The organism is Chryseobacterium tructae (assembly GCF_030409875.1).
Classification (GTDB): domain Bacteria; phylum Bacteroidota; class Bacteroidia; order Flavobacteriales; family Weeksellaceae; genus Chryseobacterium; species Chryseobacterium tructae.
This window is the reverse complement of sequence record NZ_JAUFQR010000001.1, coordinates 3,142,700-3,159,365: the sequence shown is the minus strand read 5'-3', so window position 1 is coordinate 3,159,365 and position 16,666 is coordinate 3,142,700. Positions and strand designations below refer to the sequence as shown.

Genomic DNA, 16,666 nt, shown 5'->3' with positions numbered 1-16,666 from the left:
TTATGTTCTTAGCATTAGATAGACCCCACACTTTTGAATCTGAATTCAAAAACATCAAACTGATTGCAACAGAATTTGATGAACCCTTTTATGGATTTACTTTATGGAGATTCAGGTTGTATGTTGATGATAATTTGTTGATGAATCCTCTTTTAGACTATGAAGGAAAAGGATGTGGACTGGAAGCAGATTTAGAAAAATTTAAACTTGAATCCGGAGATGGAGCATTTGTATTTATCCCTTATGGCCTGATTACCATGAATACCCATGATCTTAGCTTGAAAAAGTATGATGCAGAGATAGGAACAAATAATACTTTTATTGAAAACAACTTCTGGGACGATAAACTTTTTGTCTTAAGACAGCGTAGTGTTTGGGTAGTGGATCTGAAAGAGCAAAAGCTGCTGCAAAAAACATATCCCTTCGAGAAACTGAAATTTGAAAAAATGTGGCGACAAGGGGATATCGTTAAATTTTTATACAAAGATAAACTAACAGGAGATGCCCAAACTCTGGAATACAGCCTGGAAAATAAAAACTTCATAAATGATGTGGTATAGAAACTTATTAACGGTAATAGGACTGCTGCTTATTAATCTTTTTTCTGCACAGTCCTGCAATTTTGATGACTTTGTAAACGATCTGTCTCAAGGCAATGCAGTCTTTAAAAGTATTGTTAATGAAGAAGACGGCTTTAAAGCATGGCAGATCCTGGCAGAGGAAGCTCCTGCATTAAGAAAAAATGCAGATGAACTGAACCTGGTTTCTAAAAACTTGAGCGCTATTGAAAAAGCGGGTGGGTATAAGAAGTGGAAGGGAATTAAAGAAAGTATACAAGGGGCAAGAGGGCTTAATTTTACACAACTGATTAAAAATAATTTAAATAAAATAGGAGTAAGTGATGATGTTACTAAATATGTTTTAGCATCAAATTCAAAAGGAGGAGCTTATATATTACAAGGAGTCAATATTGAGGCTAAAGAAATTGCTTTGGCAGATGAAATATTTGTTCTTACAGATCAGAAGAGTATATTTCCAAAAGATAATTTACAAGCAATAGAAGGTTTTTTTGAAAATGGAACGGCGTTTACTATGAAAGAGTTAGATAAAAACTTTAATTTCTTTGCAACAAGAATTAATGAAATGTCGTCAAAAATTAAAGCAGATCCAAACTTTCAATGGATTGGAGCAGAGGGATATTTGAAAATTCCTTTTGAAAGTTTTACAAAAAATGATGGGTCAATTCAGGTAGTTACAAGACAGTATGTTGAACAACAGTTTAATGCTTCAATAGGTAGGAATGCATTTACTATTAAAAATGATGGGACTTTAAAGAATATAAGAGTTTTTCTAAAGGATGGAAGTACATTTAATTTTGATTTAACAAAACTAAAACCTTAGTTATGAATAAGTATTTAATGGTATCTGAAATATGGTACAATTGGTTTGTTAAGAATTCTATAGAGGTTGTAACTACTATCGACAACCGAGAATTTTTTGAATATATAATTGAAGGTGAATTCCAAGGTAATCAGATAAATTATGATTTAATCTTTCAAATCTTTCAAATCTTTCAAGAAACATTTACTTTTCTTGAAATTGAGAAAATACGACTTGAATATTCGGAAGGAATTGATTTAGACAATTTACAATTTTACACAGTGGAAAATATATATGATGAATGGAAAGAAAATGTTCTTAGTAAATTTAGTAAAAAGATTAAGTCTGATAATTTTTATGAAGATAGTACAGCTATTTTCTATAATTATTTAATTAATGTGGATGGAGTTGAAGAAAGACTTTATCAACTATCACAAAATGATCAAGCTGATATATTTTTATTTTACGATCAAAATAAAAATATTATTAGATATAAGATAAATATTACTTTAAGAAAAATTCTTTTTATGTGTGATAATGATTTTGAATTTAACATGCTACAGAATATACTGGATTATAATAACAATCTTTTAGATTTAGCTAGTAATAAATTTAAAAAAGAACTAAAAAAAATTGTGCTTATACTTTGACAATGGAGTGAAAAATGTAATGCAGGAAATTAATTTTTAGATAAAGTAAGTGATTAAAAGATTCTATGGAAAACGGAGTTTTGTTTTATGAAGATATCTATGATTTATTACCAGAAGAATATAAATACAAACCTTTTGAAGAAATACAGATACAATTAGACAATACAAATTATAAAAAGTGGGCAGAAAAAAACAAGAATAATTAAATATCAAAAGACTTAAAAAGATTAATACTATAGAGTAGAAGTTCTTTGAAAATAGTTTGGCCATCTAACTGAGCAGGTGAAGTTGGGAGTTGTTATTTTTTTGTAACAAAGAGTTTACAGCCTGGAAAATAAAAACTTCATAAATGATGTGGTATAGAAACTTATTAACGGTAATAGGACTGCTGCTTATCAATCTATTTTCAGCACAGTCCTGCAATTTTGATGACTTTGTAAACGATCTGTCCCAAGGCAATGCAGTCTTTAAAAGTATTGTTAATGAAGAAGATGGCTTCAAGGCATGGCAGATCCTGGCAGAGGAAGCTCCTGCATTAAGAAAAAATGCAGATGAACTGAACCTGGTTTCTAAAAACCTGAGTGCGATTGAAAAAGCGGGTGGGTATAAGAAGTGGAAAGGAACAGGTAGTTTGGAGGATTTTAGTAATTTATTAAAAAATCCCAAATTTAAACAAATATATGAGCCGTTAGAAAATGGATCTCATGTAAGAAAATTCGGAGATAAAATAACAATAGCCGAGGAAGCATCTTTAAAATTATTTATACAAGATAATTATTATAGTGATTTTAATAAAGCATTAGCTGGTGAAATCCCTATGACATCAGAGTATAAGGAAATTAAAAAACTCATGGAATCTGCACAATCTAAATTACCTAAGTATAACGGTACTGTTTTTAGAGGAGCAGGAAAAGCCGAATCTGATTTTGCAAAAAAAATAAATGTTGGAGAAGAGTTTGATTTTAAAGGCAGGTTTACATAAACGTCAGCAGAAGAATATGTTGCAGGTAATTTTAGACATATCGGTAAAGGAGATGTCATTTGGAATATAAAGGCAAAATCTGGAACTGATATTAAAGCAATTAATGCTGCTGAAAAGGAAATTTTGTTGAGAATGAATACAAAGTATAAATTAAAATCAATAACTCCTAAAGAGGGAGATTCACGAGTATTAATTTATGAAATAATTGAACAATAATATGGATATACTAGATGAAATTTATGAACTATATAAGCTTCATAATGCATACGAAAGGATTGAAGATGGAAATTCAAATGAATTGATATGCTTAAACCATTTATTATATGAGAGAAAATGGAATCTAAAGAGTTTTGATGAAAAACAAAATATTAGACAGCATCTTAAAATGAAATTGACCAAAATAGCAGGAAGTCAAGAAGAGTATGAAGAGAGATTTGAATTAGAAAATGCAATTATAAGTATACATTCACTTATAGATATAATTGAGAGTAAAATAAATACATTAGGAGGCTTTGATGATTCGATGACTATACGATTTAGATCAATGCTTTTTGTTGAAAAATATTTGATTAATGAATATAAAAATCCTAAAACTATAAGGACTTCTAATTATAATTTATTAATAAATCTAATAAAGGAAATACTAATTACAATGTGGAGTACAAGAATGATATAATAAAGCTAAGAGATATTATAGTCAAAAAAAATAATTTGTTAAATAGTAATGTAGATAGGTAGAATGGATATGGTATAGAGATAATAAAGTTCAAACATTTTATTTTAAATAAAAATGAAATACAGAATAAAGAATAGGATTAACAAATTTGATGGTTCTATAATATCAGTTGATATAGATTTTGAACCTGAAAATCTTGCATTAAGCGCTTGTATTACCCAGCTTAAGGTAATTCATTTTCCTAAATTCATAAGTTATCAAAGTTTGTCTAAAACCTATGGTGAGGAATATGTATATATTATGAATAATGTTGATATGGATTGGGAAGATAAAGCATGGGCAAAGTCTATAAAAGACTCAGTATTAAAAGATGATGAAATGTTTTTGGTTTATTATGTTATGGGGGAAGCTATAATTAAAGAATCAATATTTAACAAAATATTGTTTGATGACGCTTCTAAAGTATTAGAAGTTTATCATGATGATAAATCATTACCTGATACTTGGAGTAGAGATATGAGCAATGCACTTGAAAGTTTAAAAAATAAGATGCAGTAAATAATACGGTTATTCCATAGATAAATTGTACTAATAAAATATAAAATTAAAGTCTCTTAGATTAATGAGCTAATCAAAAAAAACTAATAACCAAAACAAAATAATGAACATAAAAACACAATATACATTGAAGAAATATTTATTGCTTTTCACAATGCTGTTATGCAGTATTGTAGGGGGACAGCAAAAGCATGCCGACAAACCTGTTACCCCTCATATACGTCTTAAAACAGATCCCAAGAAAGACCGTATATCACTACGATGGGCCGTAGATGAGCCATTAGCATGGCAGAGGGCTAATAAAACTGGATTTTCTTTAAAAAGATATGTCCTGGCCAGAAATGGGAAAGTCCTTACAAAACCTGAAGAAAAAGACCTTGGAATTTTTAAAGCTGCATCAGAAAATGAGTGGAAGAAAGTAGTAGAGAAAAATGATAATGCAGCCATTGTGGCTCAGTCACTTTTCGGGGACAGCTTTGAGGTTGAAATGGGAGAAAAACAGGGAAAACTTGAAGGAGTAGTCAGTAAATCTGCTGAGATTGAACAGCGTTTTGCCTATTCCCTTATGGCCGCCGATCTTGATTTCGAGGTTGCCAAACTTGCCGGATGGGGATATACCGATACCGATGTAAAACCTAATGAAAGGTATCTGTACATGGTAAGCACAATTCAGGATGGTAAATCAATAAATATCCTCCCGGTAAAAGGAGAAGCATTGGCTTCTATTGTTTCTACCAATGAATTGCCTAAACCATTAGATTTTATTGCCATATTTAAAGATCAGACCGTAACATTATCCTGGGAATATCTGCAACTTCGTGAGACTTATACTGCTTATTATGTGGAGAGAGCTCAGGAAGGAGCAGCTTTTAAAGAACTGGGAGACCTTCCGGTAATGAATATGAATGATAATGATGGCCGACAAACTCAGGGAATGGTCTTTGTAGATTCCTTGAAGCAGAATAATGCAAAATTCAGTTACCGAATTCGTGGAAAAACGATTTTTGGAGACTATGGGCCTTACTCTGATGTTGTTTCCGGTGCCGGTAAAAAGAGCATGGAAGCCACACCAAGGATTTCAGAACTTAATATCGGGGAAGATGAAAACATTGCCTTAGAATGGGAATTTCCTAAAGAAGCCGAAAAGGATATTGTTTCTTTTGAGTTGCTTCATTCCGAGACCGATGCCCAGAATAGTTACAAAACGATCAAAAATAAAATTCCGGTTACAACAAGAAATCTGGTGACCAAAAGCCTTGCTCCATCCAATTATTATAAAATACAGGCCGTTGGAAAAGGGGAAGACAAACGTGAATCTTTTTCCGTACTGGCACAGCCTAACGATACAACGCCTCCCGAAACACCAGCAGGTTTTAAAGGAAGAATAGACTCTTTGGGAGTTGCTCACCTGGAATGGAAAGCCAATACGGAGAAGGATCTTGAAGGTTATCACGTTTTCAGAGGAATTCAAAAAGGAGATGAATTGGTAAGACTTACTCCACAAGCCATTACCAAAAATAAGTTTGAAGATAAAGTCGTACTGGAGAACTTGAATTCTAAGGTGTATTATTATATTACAGCAACAGACCGACGTAAAAATCAATCAAGACCATCCATTATCCTTGAGCTGGAAAAACCTGATAAGGTGAGACCGCAAGCTCCTGTATTTACAGAATACAAATTGGAAGATGATGGAAAAATAACCCTGCACTGGTTGAAGAGTCATAGTGATGATGTTGCTTCCCATCAGTTATACCGTCAGGCCAAAGATTCAGAAGATAAAAGCTGGAAAATGATCTATGAAACTAAAGAGATCAAGCCTGATTATGTGTACACAGATAAAGAGGTTGAAGTTAACAAGCAGTACACCTATTATATGCTTGCGATAGACAAAAGCCAGCTAAAATCAGATAAATCCCAGGAAATGACCTTGAGAAGCAACAGCTTTGAACCACAATCTATCCTTACCAATCTTTCCGGTTCTGCCAGTAAAAGTAAAGCACAGATTGAACTGAACTGGAAGATCAATAGAGATAATGTAGGGGAGATCATTGTCTACCGTCAGAAAGGTTCTGAAAAACCAAGTCTTTGGGGAACATTGACAGGAGGACAAAACTTTTTAGAAGACAAGTCAATCCAGGTAGGAAATACTTACACTTATTTATTAAAGCCAATGCTGAAAAATAATCAGGTGGCAAAGACTGAAAAAATAAGTATTGAATATTAAAAAAACAAACACATGAAAAAGAATTTATTCCTTTTATTGATCCTGATTTATGCTTATTCCTGGGGACAGTCTCAGGTAGGTGGTACAGCAACATATCGTTTTACAGTTACAGGATACGTCGGATTTGACGGTAGTACTTGTGGTAATAATATCACAGGGGGGCTGCAATGGATTGCAGTACAGAAACAAGATAATTCCCACGTAACGCTTGTGCAGGGATCAACTAATTATCCTAATAACGGAAATGGTATTGCCAATACAGGGTTTTCAGGAGAACATGACTTTACCAAAGCCAATAAAATTGTAAGAGTAAAGTATGGCACTACCCATAGAGATAGAGGGACATTTGGCTGTAAAGACACTGATTATGCAACGCATGAACATAATATCAGTATTTGCGATAAAATAAACTATGGGTTTGGAGGACTTAATCAGCCGGGAAACTCTACGGAAACGATAAAACCAGTGGTTACCCTTAATACTCCTACCGGAAATAATGTAAATATCTCAGGAGAAGAGTTTTTAACAATTACGCTGCCGGATAATATAGACAATCAATATTATAATTGGGAGTTTTCAGTAGGAAATACCAATAATTTTACCCCGTTTCCTACACAATTCAATAATGTTCCGGTACTTCATGCAAAAGGAAAAGACTTTCTTACAGATAATGATTTTGGTAAGACGATTTACATCCGTGTGAATATGGAGAATTGTACCAATTCACCTTCAACATCCAATATTATAGCATTTTCTTATTATAAATCGGCACCTCATATTCTTTCAAGCACCATATCTCCTGTTAAATGTTTTGATTCAACAGATGGAAGTGTTGTTTTAAATTTCGACAGAATGCTGGCATCCGGTGAAACACTAAAAATATCTTTGATAAATATTGATACTGGAGCTGCCGTTTTAAATCAAGACATTACGAATGAACTTCAGAACAATACATCATATACTCTTCAAGGGCTTCCTCCGGGAAAATATAAGTTGGATATGCTTGGAACTTATGAATCCAATGCTACTTATACCGATGGAGCTAATCATACTATTAGTTTTGAGATTGTTAAGCCCACTCCGGTTACCTTTTCCATGACTTCCCAAACGAATGTATATTGCTTCCAGGGAAATGATGGGATAATTGCATTAACAGCCGGAGGCGGACAAAATCAATTTCAATATAAAATAACCAAAGACAATCAGCCTTATCTTGATTGGACAAATTTTAGTAATGGTACAAATACTCAAATACAAAATCTGGCAGCAGGTGTTTATAAAATAAAAGTAAGAGATTCAAACCTTTGTGTAGCAAAAGAAAACGGTAATGAAAAAGAAGTTACGGTAACCATTATTCAGCCTGCCGCCGCAATAGCTATTCCGGCATCTGAAACCGAGATCTCTCAACCAACAGGATATGGATTGAGCAATGGCTATATTTCCGTAAGAATTGTTGGCGGAACTCCTAAATCCGATGGTTCCTATGATTTTGAATGGCGAAAAGATGCAGTCAATGGAACTTTGATCACTACAGGAATCACAACTGATGCCGTAAATAATCCGTTTACGATTAAACTTGATGGACTTTCGGCAGGGAAATATTATGTAACAATAAAAGATAAAAACTATTCCAGTGCATCAAGCCAGCTTGGAAATTGTGGAATTATTTCTCAGGAATTTATCATCGATCAGCCATTACCATTAGTTTCCAATATTGAAGTTCAAAAACAGATATCTTGTAATATTGCCAATGATTATCAATATAAGGCAGACCTTAATGGAAACGGCACACCGGATGAAGCCGAAGATGGTACTCTAAAAGCAGTAGTTGCTGGAGGGGTAGGTACATATACTTATCAATGGCAGATTCAGAATGGTGGTCTTTTCCAGAATATTGCAGGAGCTACACAGTCTACATTGGGAAATCTTACAACCGGAACATACAAGGTTCTTGTAAAAGATGCAACAATAATATGACAGATGCCCAATTTACACTCGTATTTCCAGCAGAATTAGCGATTACCTTATCAGCAAATACAATTACATGCTATAACCAAAGCAGTGGCCAAGTGTCTGTAAATGCTACGGGTGGTACAGGAGCATATTCTTATCAATGGAATACCAATGACACAACTCCTACGGTAACAGGATTATCAGCAGGGAACTACTTTGTGTTGGTCAACGATTCAAAAAACTGTAAAGTTAGCGGCAGTACTCAGATTATAGGTCCGGATCAGTTGTTGATTGACGATCTTGCAGTAACAAATCCAATTTGCTTTGGAGCAGCCAACGGTGAGATTAAAATTAATGTAACAGGAGGGAAGGCACCTTATAATATTGTTTGGTCAAATGGAGCAGCAGGATTAAATAATACAGCTATTGCAGCGGGAACCTATAATGTGACTGTGACAGATGCCAATGGTTGTAGTGTTTTCAGAAATTATACCCTTACAGATCCAACACAGCTTAAAGTAGATTTAGGCGCGGATATTACCTTATGCTTGGGAGATACTCAGACTTATAATGTTGATATCAATGAAGCCGGAGCCACCTATCAATGGAAAGACCAGAGTGGAGTAGTCATCTCTACAAACTCATCTGTTACCTTATCCAAAGCCGGAACCTACACTGTCTTGATTACGGATTCCAAAGGTTGTACTGCAACAGATACGGTTGTTATTAAAAATTCCATGGATGTTTTAAATCCGCAGTTGATGTTGACAACCCATGCATATACAGAGTCAACTGTTGTGCTTGTCAATACTTCGCCAACCAAACCTGAAAAAGTACAATGGATTATTCCTGATACACCGGATATCCAGGTTCTTAATAAAACAGATGAATTCCTGGAATTGAAATTCTTTAAAACAGGTTCTTATGAAATCGGACTAAAAGGATTTCAGGGTGAATGTGTAAAAACATTTTATAAAAAAGTTGTTGTGGAAGAAAATACATCAGGCGTAAACACAAATCCGGTAAAGGCTTCCAATGTAAGAGAATTTACCATTCTTCCCAACCCAAATAAAGGAGTATTCAAGGTCTTGGTAGGACTTGATATAGCAGCTCCTATAAAGTAAGAATTGTTGATATGGTGTCTCATGAAGCCTATCCGGTGGTTGATATGCCTTCATCTACCTACTTTACAATACCTTATAGTACTTCACTTCCGGCAGGAACGTATCTTATTATATTGGAAACAAGAAGTGAAGCGCTCGTAAAAAGAATGCTTGTACAATAATAACCATGATGACAAAAAAATAAAAACAAATGAGAACTCACAAAACCCCAAACATAGTATACCTTCTTCTTATGGTTGTCTGTGCATGGATGTTTAATGCCTGCGCTGTGGAAGAAAGCATCCCTGTAAAGGCTGATTTTAGTATAAAAGTGGTCAACAATGATTTTTCAGTTCCTGTAAAAGTAGAACTTACCAATAAATCCACTGGTGCAGATACCTATGAATGGTCATTTGAAGGAGCATCGGTCACCAGTTCTGCTGAAAAAAGTCCGCAGCCTATAACGTATTCCAATCCGGGTGTCTATAAAATAAAATTAAAAGCATCCAACAAAGATGGAAATGTTGATACCAAAGAGATTGAGGTGAAGGCAGATGCAGCAGTAATCGTAGATTTTGATTGGCAAATGCAGGGAAGCGATACTTCTCCGGTTACCTTAAAAATGATCAATAAATCCTTGGGAGCCACTCAATATCTTTGGGAGTTTGACGGGGGAAATCCAGCTACTTCAAACGAAGAAAATCCTAATGTTGTGTTTACAGCACCAGGAGATCATTTGATTAAGCTGACAATCTCCAATGGTTTGGAGACCTATTCCACTCAAAAGACAGTCAACGTGAAGCCTGCAATGACCGTAGATTTCAATTGGACAGTAGATGCCGTTGATAATGATTATCAGGCTCCTGTAGTGCTTCATCTTCATAATTTATCAACAAATGCTACGTCATATGAATGGATGGTAACAGGTGGAATTCCAGCGGTTTCAACAGAAGTAAACCCTCATATTACACTGCCTACAGCAGGAACTTATACTATTATATTGAAATCGACCAATGATAAAGAGACTAAAACACAACAAAAACAGGTAACAGTATTGCCTGATACAAATTTGTTGTCATTCAGCGATATTCAATTGGGAATCAACAGTGCTCATGCCGCTATCGGATGCTTTTTCTCTTCCGAATTGGGAACAGTGATTAAGCAGGGAGAAGCGAATCAGACTAATGGTTCCAAAATAGATTTTGCATTCTTTGGGCTGAACTCCTCATTCTTGTATAACCAGTTGTAGCACCAGATGAAGTTCAGAATACAGGTTTCATAGCAATCCCGAATGCCACCCATACTAAAGTCATCAATTCACAGGAATCTGTAGGGACGCAGCTTTCTCCTTCAGGGTTTGATGCTTTGATCTCAGGAAATGACTTTTCTGCCATAAATGTTTCTGAAACCAATGCCGGAAAAGCCCCGTTTACCAATTCGGTAATACCTAGAGTGGTTCTGTTTCAGACTGCTGACGGGCGAAAAGGAGCGATCAAAATCAAGAATTTTGTTACCAATGGGCCAAATTCTTATGTAGTAGTAGATATTAAAGTACAAAAACAACCTTAAAGCTTTTTATATGAAGAGAATTTATACGAAAAGCACTGTTTTATTGCTTTTAACTACAGTTTTTACATTGAGTAAAGCGCAGGAGGTAGATTTAGAAAACCTAGGAAAAAGAACGATGGAAGAGCTGAAAAAGAATCCCTTTAAAATTAGTGGTGGGATTTCAGCAAACTCTGTTTTTTACAGTTCCAATGTGTATAGTGGAAGAGCACCATTCACCTATTTTTTAAATGGAAACCTTAATCTTGGTCTTTACAGGTGGAGTATGCCTATTTCCTATAGCTTTACCAATCAAGGAAGTCAGCTAGGCTATCAGGTTCCATTTAAATTTAACAGATTGAGTATCGCTCCCAAATATAAATGGGTAAAAGCTTATATTGGAGATGCTAATATGACCTTCACTCCTTATACCTTTAATGGATTATTGTTTACAGGAGCAGGAGTAGAACTTACACCGAACATTCCTCTTAAAGTCGCAGTAATGGCAGGCCGATTGAATAAGGCGGTTGAAGATGATGGAAATCCAAACACAATTCCTGCCTACCGAAGAATGGGATATGGAGCCCATATCAGGTGGGAAGAAGATCGGTATAAACTGGGTTTGATAGGATTCTATGCCAAAGATGATTTAGGCTCTCTTGCTGTGGCTCCCGATGCAAAAGGAGTTCTCCCACAGGAAAATCTTGTATTATCAATGACGGGAAGCTTTATGATTGATAAAAACTTGGAAGTCTATGGAGAATATGCTAACACAGCTTTAGTGGAAGACCTGAGATCAACTTCCCAAGGTGCAGTAAAAAAAGGCCCGGCGTCGAAATTTCTTTCCCCTAATTCATCAATGCAAAGCTATTCAGCTTATAATGGGGGAGTAAATCTTAAGCTTAAAAAGGAATGCTTGGGGTAAGATATGAAAGAATTGATCCGGGATACAGAACATTAGGAGCTTATTATTTTAATAATGATCTTGAAAATATTACTTTAAATACAGCCTTCACCTTGTGGAAAGATAGACTATCACTTACAGGAAACATAGGAAGGCAAAGAGATAATTTGGATGGGCATAAATTTAAACAGACAAGCCGGTGGGTCGGGGCAATCAATGCCAATCTGAAGGCTTCTGATAAGCTTATGATTACGGCAAGTTATTCCAACTTTACCATGTTTACCAATAAGCAACTGAATCAGTTTAATAACATCAATAACAATCCACTGTTGATTCAACAGCCAAAGGATTCCATTGATTATAAACAGATCTCACAGAATACCAATATCAATGTGAATTACATCATTTCCAGTACTAAAGAAAAAGTACAGAATATTAATATCAATTATTCCCTGAATGATATGGTCAACAGAGAAAATGGAATTGTGAGAAGGGGAGGGTTATCCAGATTTCATAATGCCAATGTCAATTATAGTTTAGGATTTCCTGAGAAAAAAATGAATATTGCAACCTCTTTCAATTTACCCATACGTATGCTGCTTCTCAGACATCAAACATTTGGGGACCTGCAATAACGGTTACCAAAGCCTTTCTTAAAGACGATAAATTGAGAACAAGTGTGGGAGCGTCCTATAATCATTCGGGAAGTGCTACGGCTAATATTAATGTAACCAATTTCAGATTAGGGGCAAACTATATTCCCTGGAAGAGACATAGTTTTGACCTTAACTTTATTCAAATGTTTAGAAAAACCGATCAGGCAATTGAAAATCCAAGCTTAAATGAGATGACTTGCACTGTAGGGTACAATTACAGTTTTTGATACAGTGATGTAAACACTTTTGATGAAATATTCTACCATGTTGTTTATGGTATGGTATTTTTATGACACGTAGATGTAGACAAATGATGCGTGTGACTTTTAATTAATGAAAAAATATATGAGAATGATTTTTGATCGCTGGCATACTAAGACTGGCGGATATATGGAGGTTGAGGTTAAAAATTTCAGTATGGTAGAAGACTTTATAATTCGTTTGGATCAATCTGAATTTACGGAAGTGATAATTGAGTCAGATAATGGAATATTAACTATTGCCGGAGGAAACGAAGATTATGTGGCTTCGATTCAGAAGAAGGGAGTTTACTATGATTTAATGCAGAGTGAACAATTGCCGAAAAGCAAACAAATTGAAATGATGGTTGGTGGTAAAAGTACATTTTATAATTCCTCCCGCGTTGTAAGTGTGAATGAAGTATTGATCGCTGTTCAATCTTTTTATGAAAACGGAGATCGTGATACAACCTTTCATTGGGAAAAGCGTACTGAATAATATCAAAGTCTTGAGCCGATTTATTTTACCAATCAATGGGAAAATCGTACTTTTTGAGAATGGTATAAGGATTATTGGGGGATAATGTCTATTTTCAAATTTAAAAGGAATATGAAAAAATTACTTCTTTTGGCGGGAGTCACTGTTTGCACAAGTTTATTTTCTCAGCAAAAAATTAATTTTGACCGAGCCTCTTTGGTTGATGATTTTATAGAATTAAGTTTTAAAATGGAGGATAAGCCCAATGATAAGTTTCATTTAATAAAATTCGAATCCATTACAGCTACAGATAAGAAAGGAAACGTTCTGATTGATAATTATGAGGCCGAAAATATGTATAGAAGAGCTAATATTCTGGTTCGTTATGAAGCTCCCAAAGACCCCTTAAAAAATGTAAATGCTAAAGGGATTGTTAAATACTTTAAACCTTCAAAGGAAACCTATTCTTACTTCACCTTAGGCAAAGTAAAGGATATAAAGAAAGACGTAAACCTTATCGATAAGTCTATTCTTGGTAAGAACTCAGTCCTTTATTTTGGAATTGTGTCAGTAGAGTCTGCCAATACAACATTTAAGGATCTTCTTATTCACAAAGACAATCAGAATAAAAAAACAGATTTTAATGACTACGATCTTATTGTTGCCATAAAAAGGGATAAGGAACATGACGTTATCCCTGTAATATCTACCATGAATGACCTGGATTTCGGGTACAATAATATTACATTAGAAAATCATAAAACAGGGATGATCTATAAGTTTTATAAACTTGAGAGAGGAATGACGACTGAAGAAAGAAACAATATTCCGCTTGAATTGTTCATTGAAAATGAAGAATCTGTACAGAAAATCCCTTTTGATTTTAAAAACTTTCCGGTAAAACAGTAAGTAACTGGTTGTGACATTTTTTTGAAAAACCAGCGATAGATTTATTGGTCAGTCTTCTTTGTACTTTTTCATTGGTCAGTATGATAAAAATTTATATTTTAGAGGAATAACCATGACTCTCTTTTATGAACAGATTCCATTTTATTTTTGTTCCAATTCTATTATGTATTTCTCAATGTTTTAAAGCACAGGGCAGACCTGTTGAGGTGGTTAAAGAAAGCGAAAATATAAATAACCTTTGTATTGGAAACAAAAACTATTGTTGCAATTATGCTGCAATGAAGATCAATAATAATCTGGAAGAGAACCATGAATTGATTGTTACCAACCCAAAACCATCATATAGTAATGCTTTTTTGGGGTCTATATTGATTATCGTTAGCCTGTTTATTTTGAGAACTCTTTCGAAAAGGATAGAAGAATAAATAAAGATCAAGAGAAATTTTCATCCTGATGAAATAGAAATCATCATGGGGATGTGAACTAAAGTAATCAAAATAAAAGAGTTTTTCAGGTAATATAGAACAAAAGCATTACATGTACAATATTTTCCTATTTCAATAATTTTCTATTTTTTATCCATTTTACGTATTCGCCTAATAATACGACATACTCTGTCGCAACGCTGTAGTAGATTTGTAGGATCAATGAAGGATATAGAATATAATAAAACATTTCTATTTTTGTAAATATTTTAAATTAAGTCACTTAAATGTGATTTGCGTGAACTAAAAAAAGTTAAATTTGTGGCAATTTAAAAACTAATCATTAAACTCAAAAACAAACACAGGAATGAAAAAGATTTATCTCAGTGCATTAACCTTATGCACAGTTCTGGGCGTGTCTGCTCAGAATATTCTCTGGCAGAAAGATATCCAATCTTCTACTCAGGATTTCCTAAGCCAGGTCACTACCACTATCGATCAGCAATATCTTATTACAGGAAGCTCAATACAGTCAGGAAGCGGGAAGCTGGAGGCTGGAAGTAAACCAAACAACGGATACGATTTCCATTTGGTTAAATTAAACCAACAAGGAGAAGAAGCTTGGGAGAAATATTTCTCAGGAAATAATCATGATTACTTATCAGCCACTGTCAGCACTCAGGACGGAGGATTTCTACTGGCTGGAACCTCTTATTCCGGAAAAGGACTGGATAAGAAAGAGGATTCCAAAGGCGGTTCCGATATCTGGCTGATCCGAATCAATGAATTTGGGGATGAGATCTGGCAGAAGACATTGGGAACTTCTTCCGATGAAGAAGCCAAAGCAGTCATTCAGAGCACAGATTTAGGATTTTTCGTTGCCGGAAATGTACAAAGTTCTTCCAAAGGGTACGGTTCTAAAGATGTCTGGATCATCAGGCTTGATAAGGATGGAAAAGAACTCTCCCAACTCGTATTAGGCGGAAAAGGCTTAGACGAAGTAGAGAAAATGATTCCGACAAAGACGGCGGAGCTCTCCTGGGAATTTATTCAAGAAGTTCTGAGGTTCGTGATCCGCGATTCGGAGATCAACCTCATGAAACCACCCCGAATCCTGCATCTCGCACCGCAAAATCCACAGAAAACTTCGGTGAAGGCGACTATTGGATCGTTAAACTGGATAAAACCGGAAAAGTAGAATGGGAAAAGAACTTTGGGGGCAAAGCAGACGATCATATCAGAACTTTGGCGTTAACTTCAAATGGTTATATCATCGGTGGTGAATCTAGATCCGAAAGATCAGGCAACAAAACCGTAGGGATTGAAGAAGGAACAGACCTATGGCTGATTGCTCTTAATGAAAGAGGGGATGAACAATGGCAAAAGTCCTACAACTTCAAAAACCGTGATATCCTGATGGGAATGAGTGTGATTCATTCAGCGGATTACAAATCCTCAAAAGGAATTCTTTTAGGCGGTTATACCCAGGCAGAAGGAAGAATAGAAAAAGATGACGAAACCTTCTGGATGCTTTATCTGGATGGCAACGGAAACGAACAATGGCGAAAACACGTGAGTGGAGAATCCAGACAGAAAGAAGAAAGACTTTCAGATTTGAAACTGAACCGAGATGGTTCTATCATTTTAGCCGGAACCAGTGGAAAAGAATTAGGCAAAGAAAACTGGAAAATTGTAAAGCTGGGTGATAAGCAGGTCAATGATCTGATTGAAAAATATGACATTAAAATTTACCCGAATCCTGTATCCGATTACGCGTATGTAGAAATTGGCTTTGACTTTAAGGAAGCTGATATTATGCTGTATGATATGAGCGGAAGACAGCTTCAGAACTTCAAAACGAAAAATAGAGTGACTAAGATGAATACCCAGGCTTTGATACAGGGAGCTTATCTGGTGACCATAAAAACGGATACTAATAAAACAGCGAGTGCAAAGCTGATCAAAAAATAAAAAACATTAA

Annotated in this window: 19 protein-coding genes and 1 pseudogene; all 20 read left to right on the top strand. The window is 35.0% G+C overall.

What is annotated here, in order from left to right; genetic code table 11:
- Positions 1-2: 2 nt before the first annotated feature.
- The 20 genes and pseudogenes from QWZ06_RS15680 (at position 3) to QWZ06_RS28210 (ending at position 16,656) form a co-directional block, all read left to right on the top strand.
- Positions 3-560, top strand: a complete 558-nt coding sequence (locus tag QWZ06_RS15680) for a hypothetical protein (protein WP_290299424.1) — start codon at positions 3-5, stop codon at positions 558-560.
- Positions 547-1,401: a hypothetical protein gene (locus QWZ06_RS15675; RefSeq protein ID WP_290299423.1), complete on the top strand. Its 855-nt coding sequence runs from the start codon at positions 547-549 to the stop codon at positions 1,399-1,401. The genes QWZ06_RS15680 and QWZ06_RS15675 overlap by 14 nt, the downstream gene beginning before the upstream one ends.
- 2 nt (positions 1,402-1,403) lie before the next feature.
- Positions 1,404-2,030: a hypothetical protein gene (locus QWZ06_RS15670; RefSeq protein WP_290299421.1), complete on the top strand. Its 627-nt coding sequence runs from the start codon at positions 1,404-1,406 to the stop codon at positions 2,028-2,030.
- 65 nt (positions 2,031-2,095) lie between these two features.
- Positions 2,096-2,236 (top strand): hypothetical protein, encoded by a 141-nt coding sequence (locus tag QWZ06_RS15665; RefSeq protein ID WP_290299420.1) that lies wholly within the window; start codon positions 2,096-2,098, stop codon positions 2,234-2,236.
- Positions 2,237-2,379: 143 nt separating this feature from the next.
- Positions 2,380-3,012: a hypothetical protein gene (locus tag QWZ06_RS15660; RefSeq protein WP_290299419.1), complete on the top strand. Its 633-nt coding sequence runs from the start codon at positions 2,380-2,382 to the stop codon at positions 3,010-3,012.
- Positions 3,013-3,229: 217 nt separating this feature from the next.
- A complete protein-coding gene (locus tag QWZ06_RS15655; protein ID WP_290299418.1) occupies positions 3,230-3,688 on the top strand; it encodes a hypothetical protein in 459 nt (152 codons plus the stop codon).
- A 114-nt stretch (positions 3,689-3,802) separates the two neighbouring features.
- A complete protein-coding gene (locus QWZ06_RS15650; RefSeq protein WP_290299417.1) occupies positions 3,803-4,246 on the top strand; it encodes a hypothetical protein in 444 nt (147 codons plus the stop codon).
- A 103-nt stretch (positions 4,247-4,349) separates the two neighbouring features.
- Positions 4,350-6,473 (top strand): fibronectin type III domain-containing protein, encoded by a 2,124-nt coding sequence (locus QWZ06_RS15645; RefSeq protein ID WP_290299416.1) that lies wholly within the window; start codon positions 4,350-4,352, stop codon positions 6,471-6,473.
- Between the two features lie 12 nt (positions 6,474-6,485).
- A complete protein-coding gene (locus tag QWZ06_RS15640) occupies positions 6,486-8,450 on the top strand; it encodes a hypothetical protein (protein WP_290299414.1) in 1,965 nt (654 codons plus the stop codon).
- Positions 8,447-9,550, top strand: coding sequence for a SprB repeat-containing protein (locus tag QWZ06_RS15635; protein ID WP_290299413.1), 1,104 nt, complete (start codon positions 8,447-8,449; stop codon positions 9,548-9,550). The genes QWZ06_RS15640 and QWZ06_RS15635 overlap by 4 nt, the downstream gene beginning before the upstream one ends.
- An 11-nt stretch (positions 9,551-9,561) precedes the next feature.
- Positions 9,562-9,711, top strand: a complete 150-nt coding sequence (locus QWZ06_RS15630) for a hypothetical protein (RefSeq protein WP_290299412.1) — start codon at positions 9,562-9,564, stop codon at positions 9,709-9,711.
- 29 nt (positions 9,712-9,740) lie between these two features.
- Complete coding sequence (locus QWZ06_RS15625) at positions 9,741-10,778, top strand: PKD domain-containing protein (protein ID WP_290299411.1); 1,038 nt, start codon at positions 9,741-9,743, stop codon at positions 10,776-10,778.
- Positions 10,779-10,894: 116 nt separating this feature from the next.
- Entirely contained in the window at positions 10,895-11,098 is a 204-nt protein-coding gene (locus QWZ06_RS15620; protein WP_290299409.1) for a hypothetical protein, read from the top strand.
- Between the two features lie 10 nt (positions 11,099-11,108).
- The gene (locus QWZ06_RS15615) at positions 11,109-11,999 is read left to right on the top strand and encodes a hypothetical protein (protein ID WP_290299407.1); all 891 of its coding nucleotides are present in this window, start codon (positions 11,109-11,111) and stop codon (positions 11,997-11,999) included.
- Positions 11,987-12,613, top strand: a complete 627-nt coding sequence (locus QWZ06_RS15610; protein WP_290299405.1) for a hypothetical protein — start codon at positions 11,987-11,989, stop codon at positions 12,611-12,613. Before QWZ06_RS15615 ends, QWZ06_RS15610 begins: the two co-directional genes overlap by 13 nt.
- 32 nt (positions 12,614-12,645) lie before the next feature.
- Positions 12,646-12,861, top strand: coding sequence for a hypothetical protein (locus tag QWZ06_RS15605; protein WP_290299404.1), 216 nt, complete (start codon positions 12,646-12,648; stop codon positions 12,859-12,861).
- A gap of 106 nt (positions 12,862-12,967) precedes the next feature.
- Entirely contained in the window at positions 12,968-13,372 is a 405-nt protein-coding gene (locus tag QWZ06_RS15600) for a hypothetical protein (RefSeq protein WP_290299401.1), read from the top strand.
- Between the two features lie 111 nt (positions 13,373-13,483).
- A complete protein-coding gene (locus QWZ06_RS15595) occupies positions 13,484-14,260 on the top strand; it encodes a hypothetical protein (RefSeq protein ID WP_290299400.1) in 777 nt (258 codons plus the stop codon).
- 125 nt (positions 14,261-14,385) lie between these two features.
- The gene (locus QWZ06_RS15590; protein ID WP_290299399.1) at positions 14,386-14,685 is read left to right on the top strand and encodes a hypothetical protein; all 300 of its coding nucleotides are present in this window, start codon (positions 14,386-14,388) and stop codon (positions 14,683-14,685) included.
- A gap of 367 nt (positions 14,686-15,052) precedes the next feature.
- Positions 15,053-16,656: pseudogene (locus QWZ06_RS28210) on the top strand (T9SS type A sorting domain-containing protein).
- Positions 16,657-16,666 lie beyond the last annotated feature (10 nt).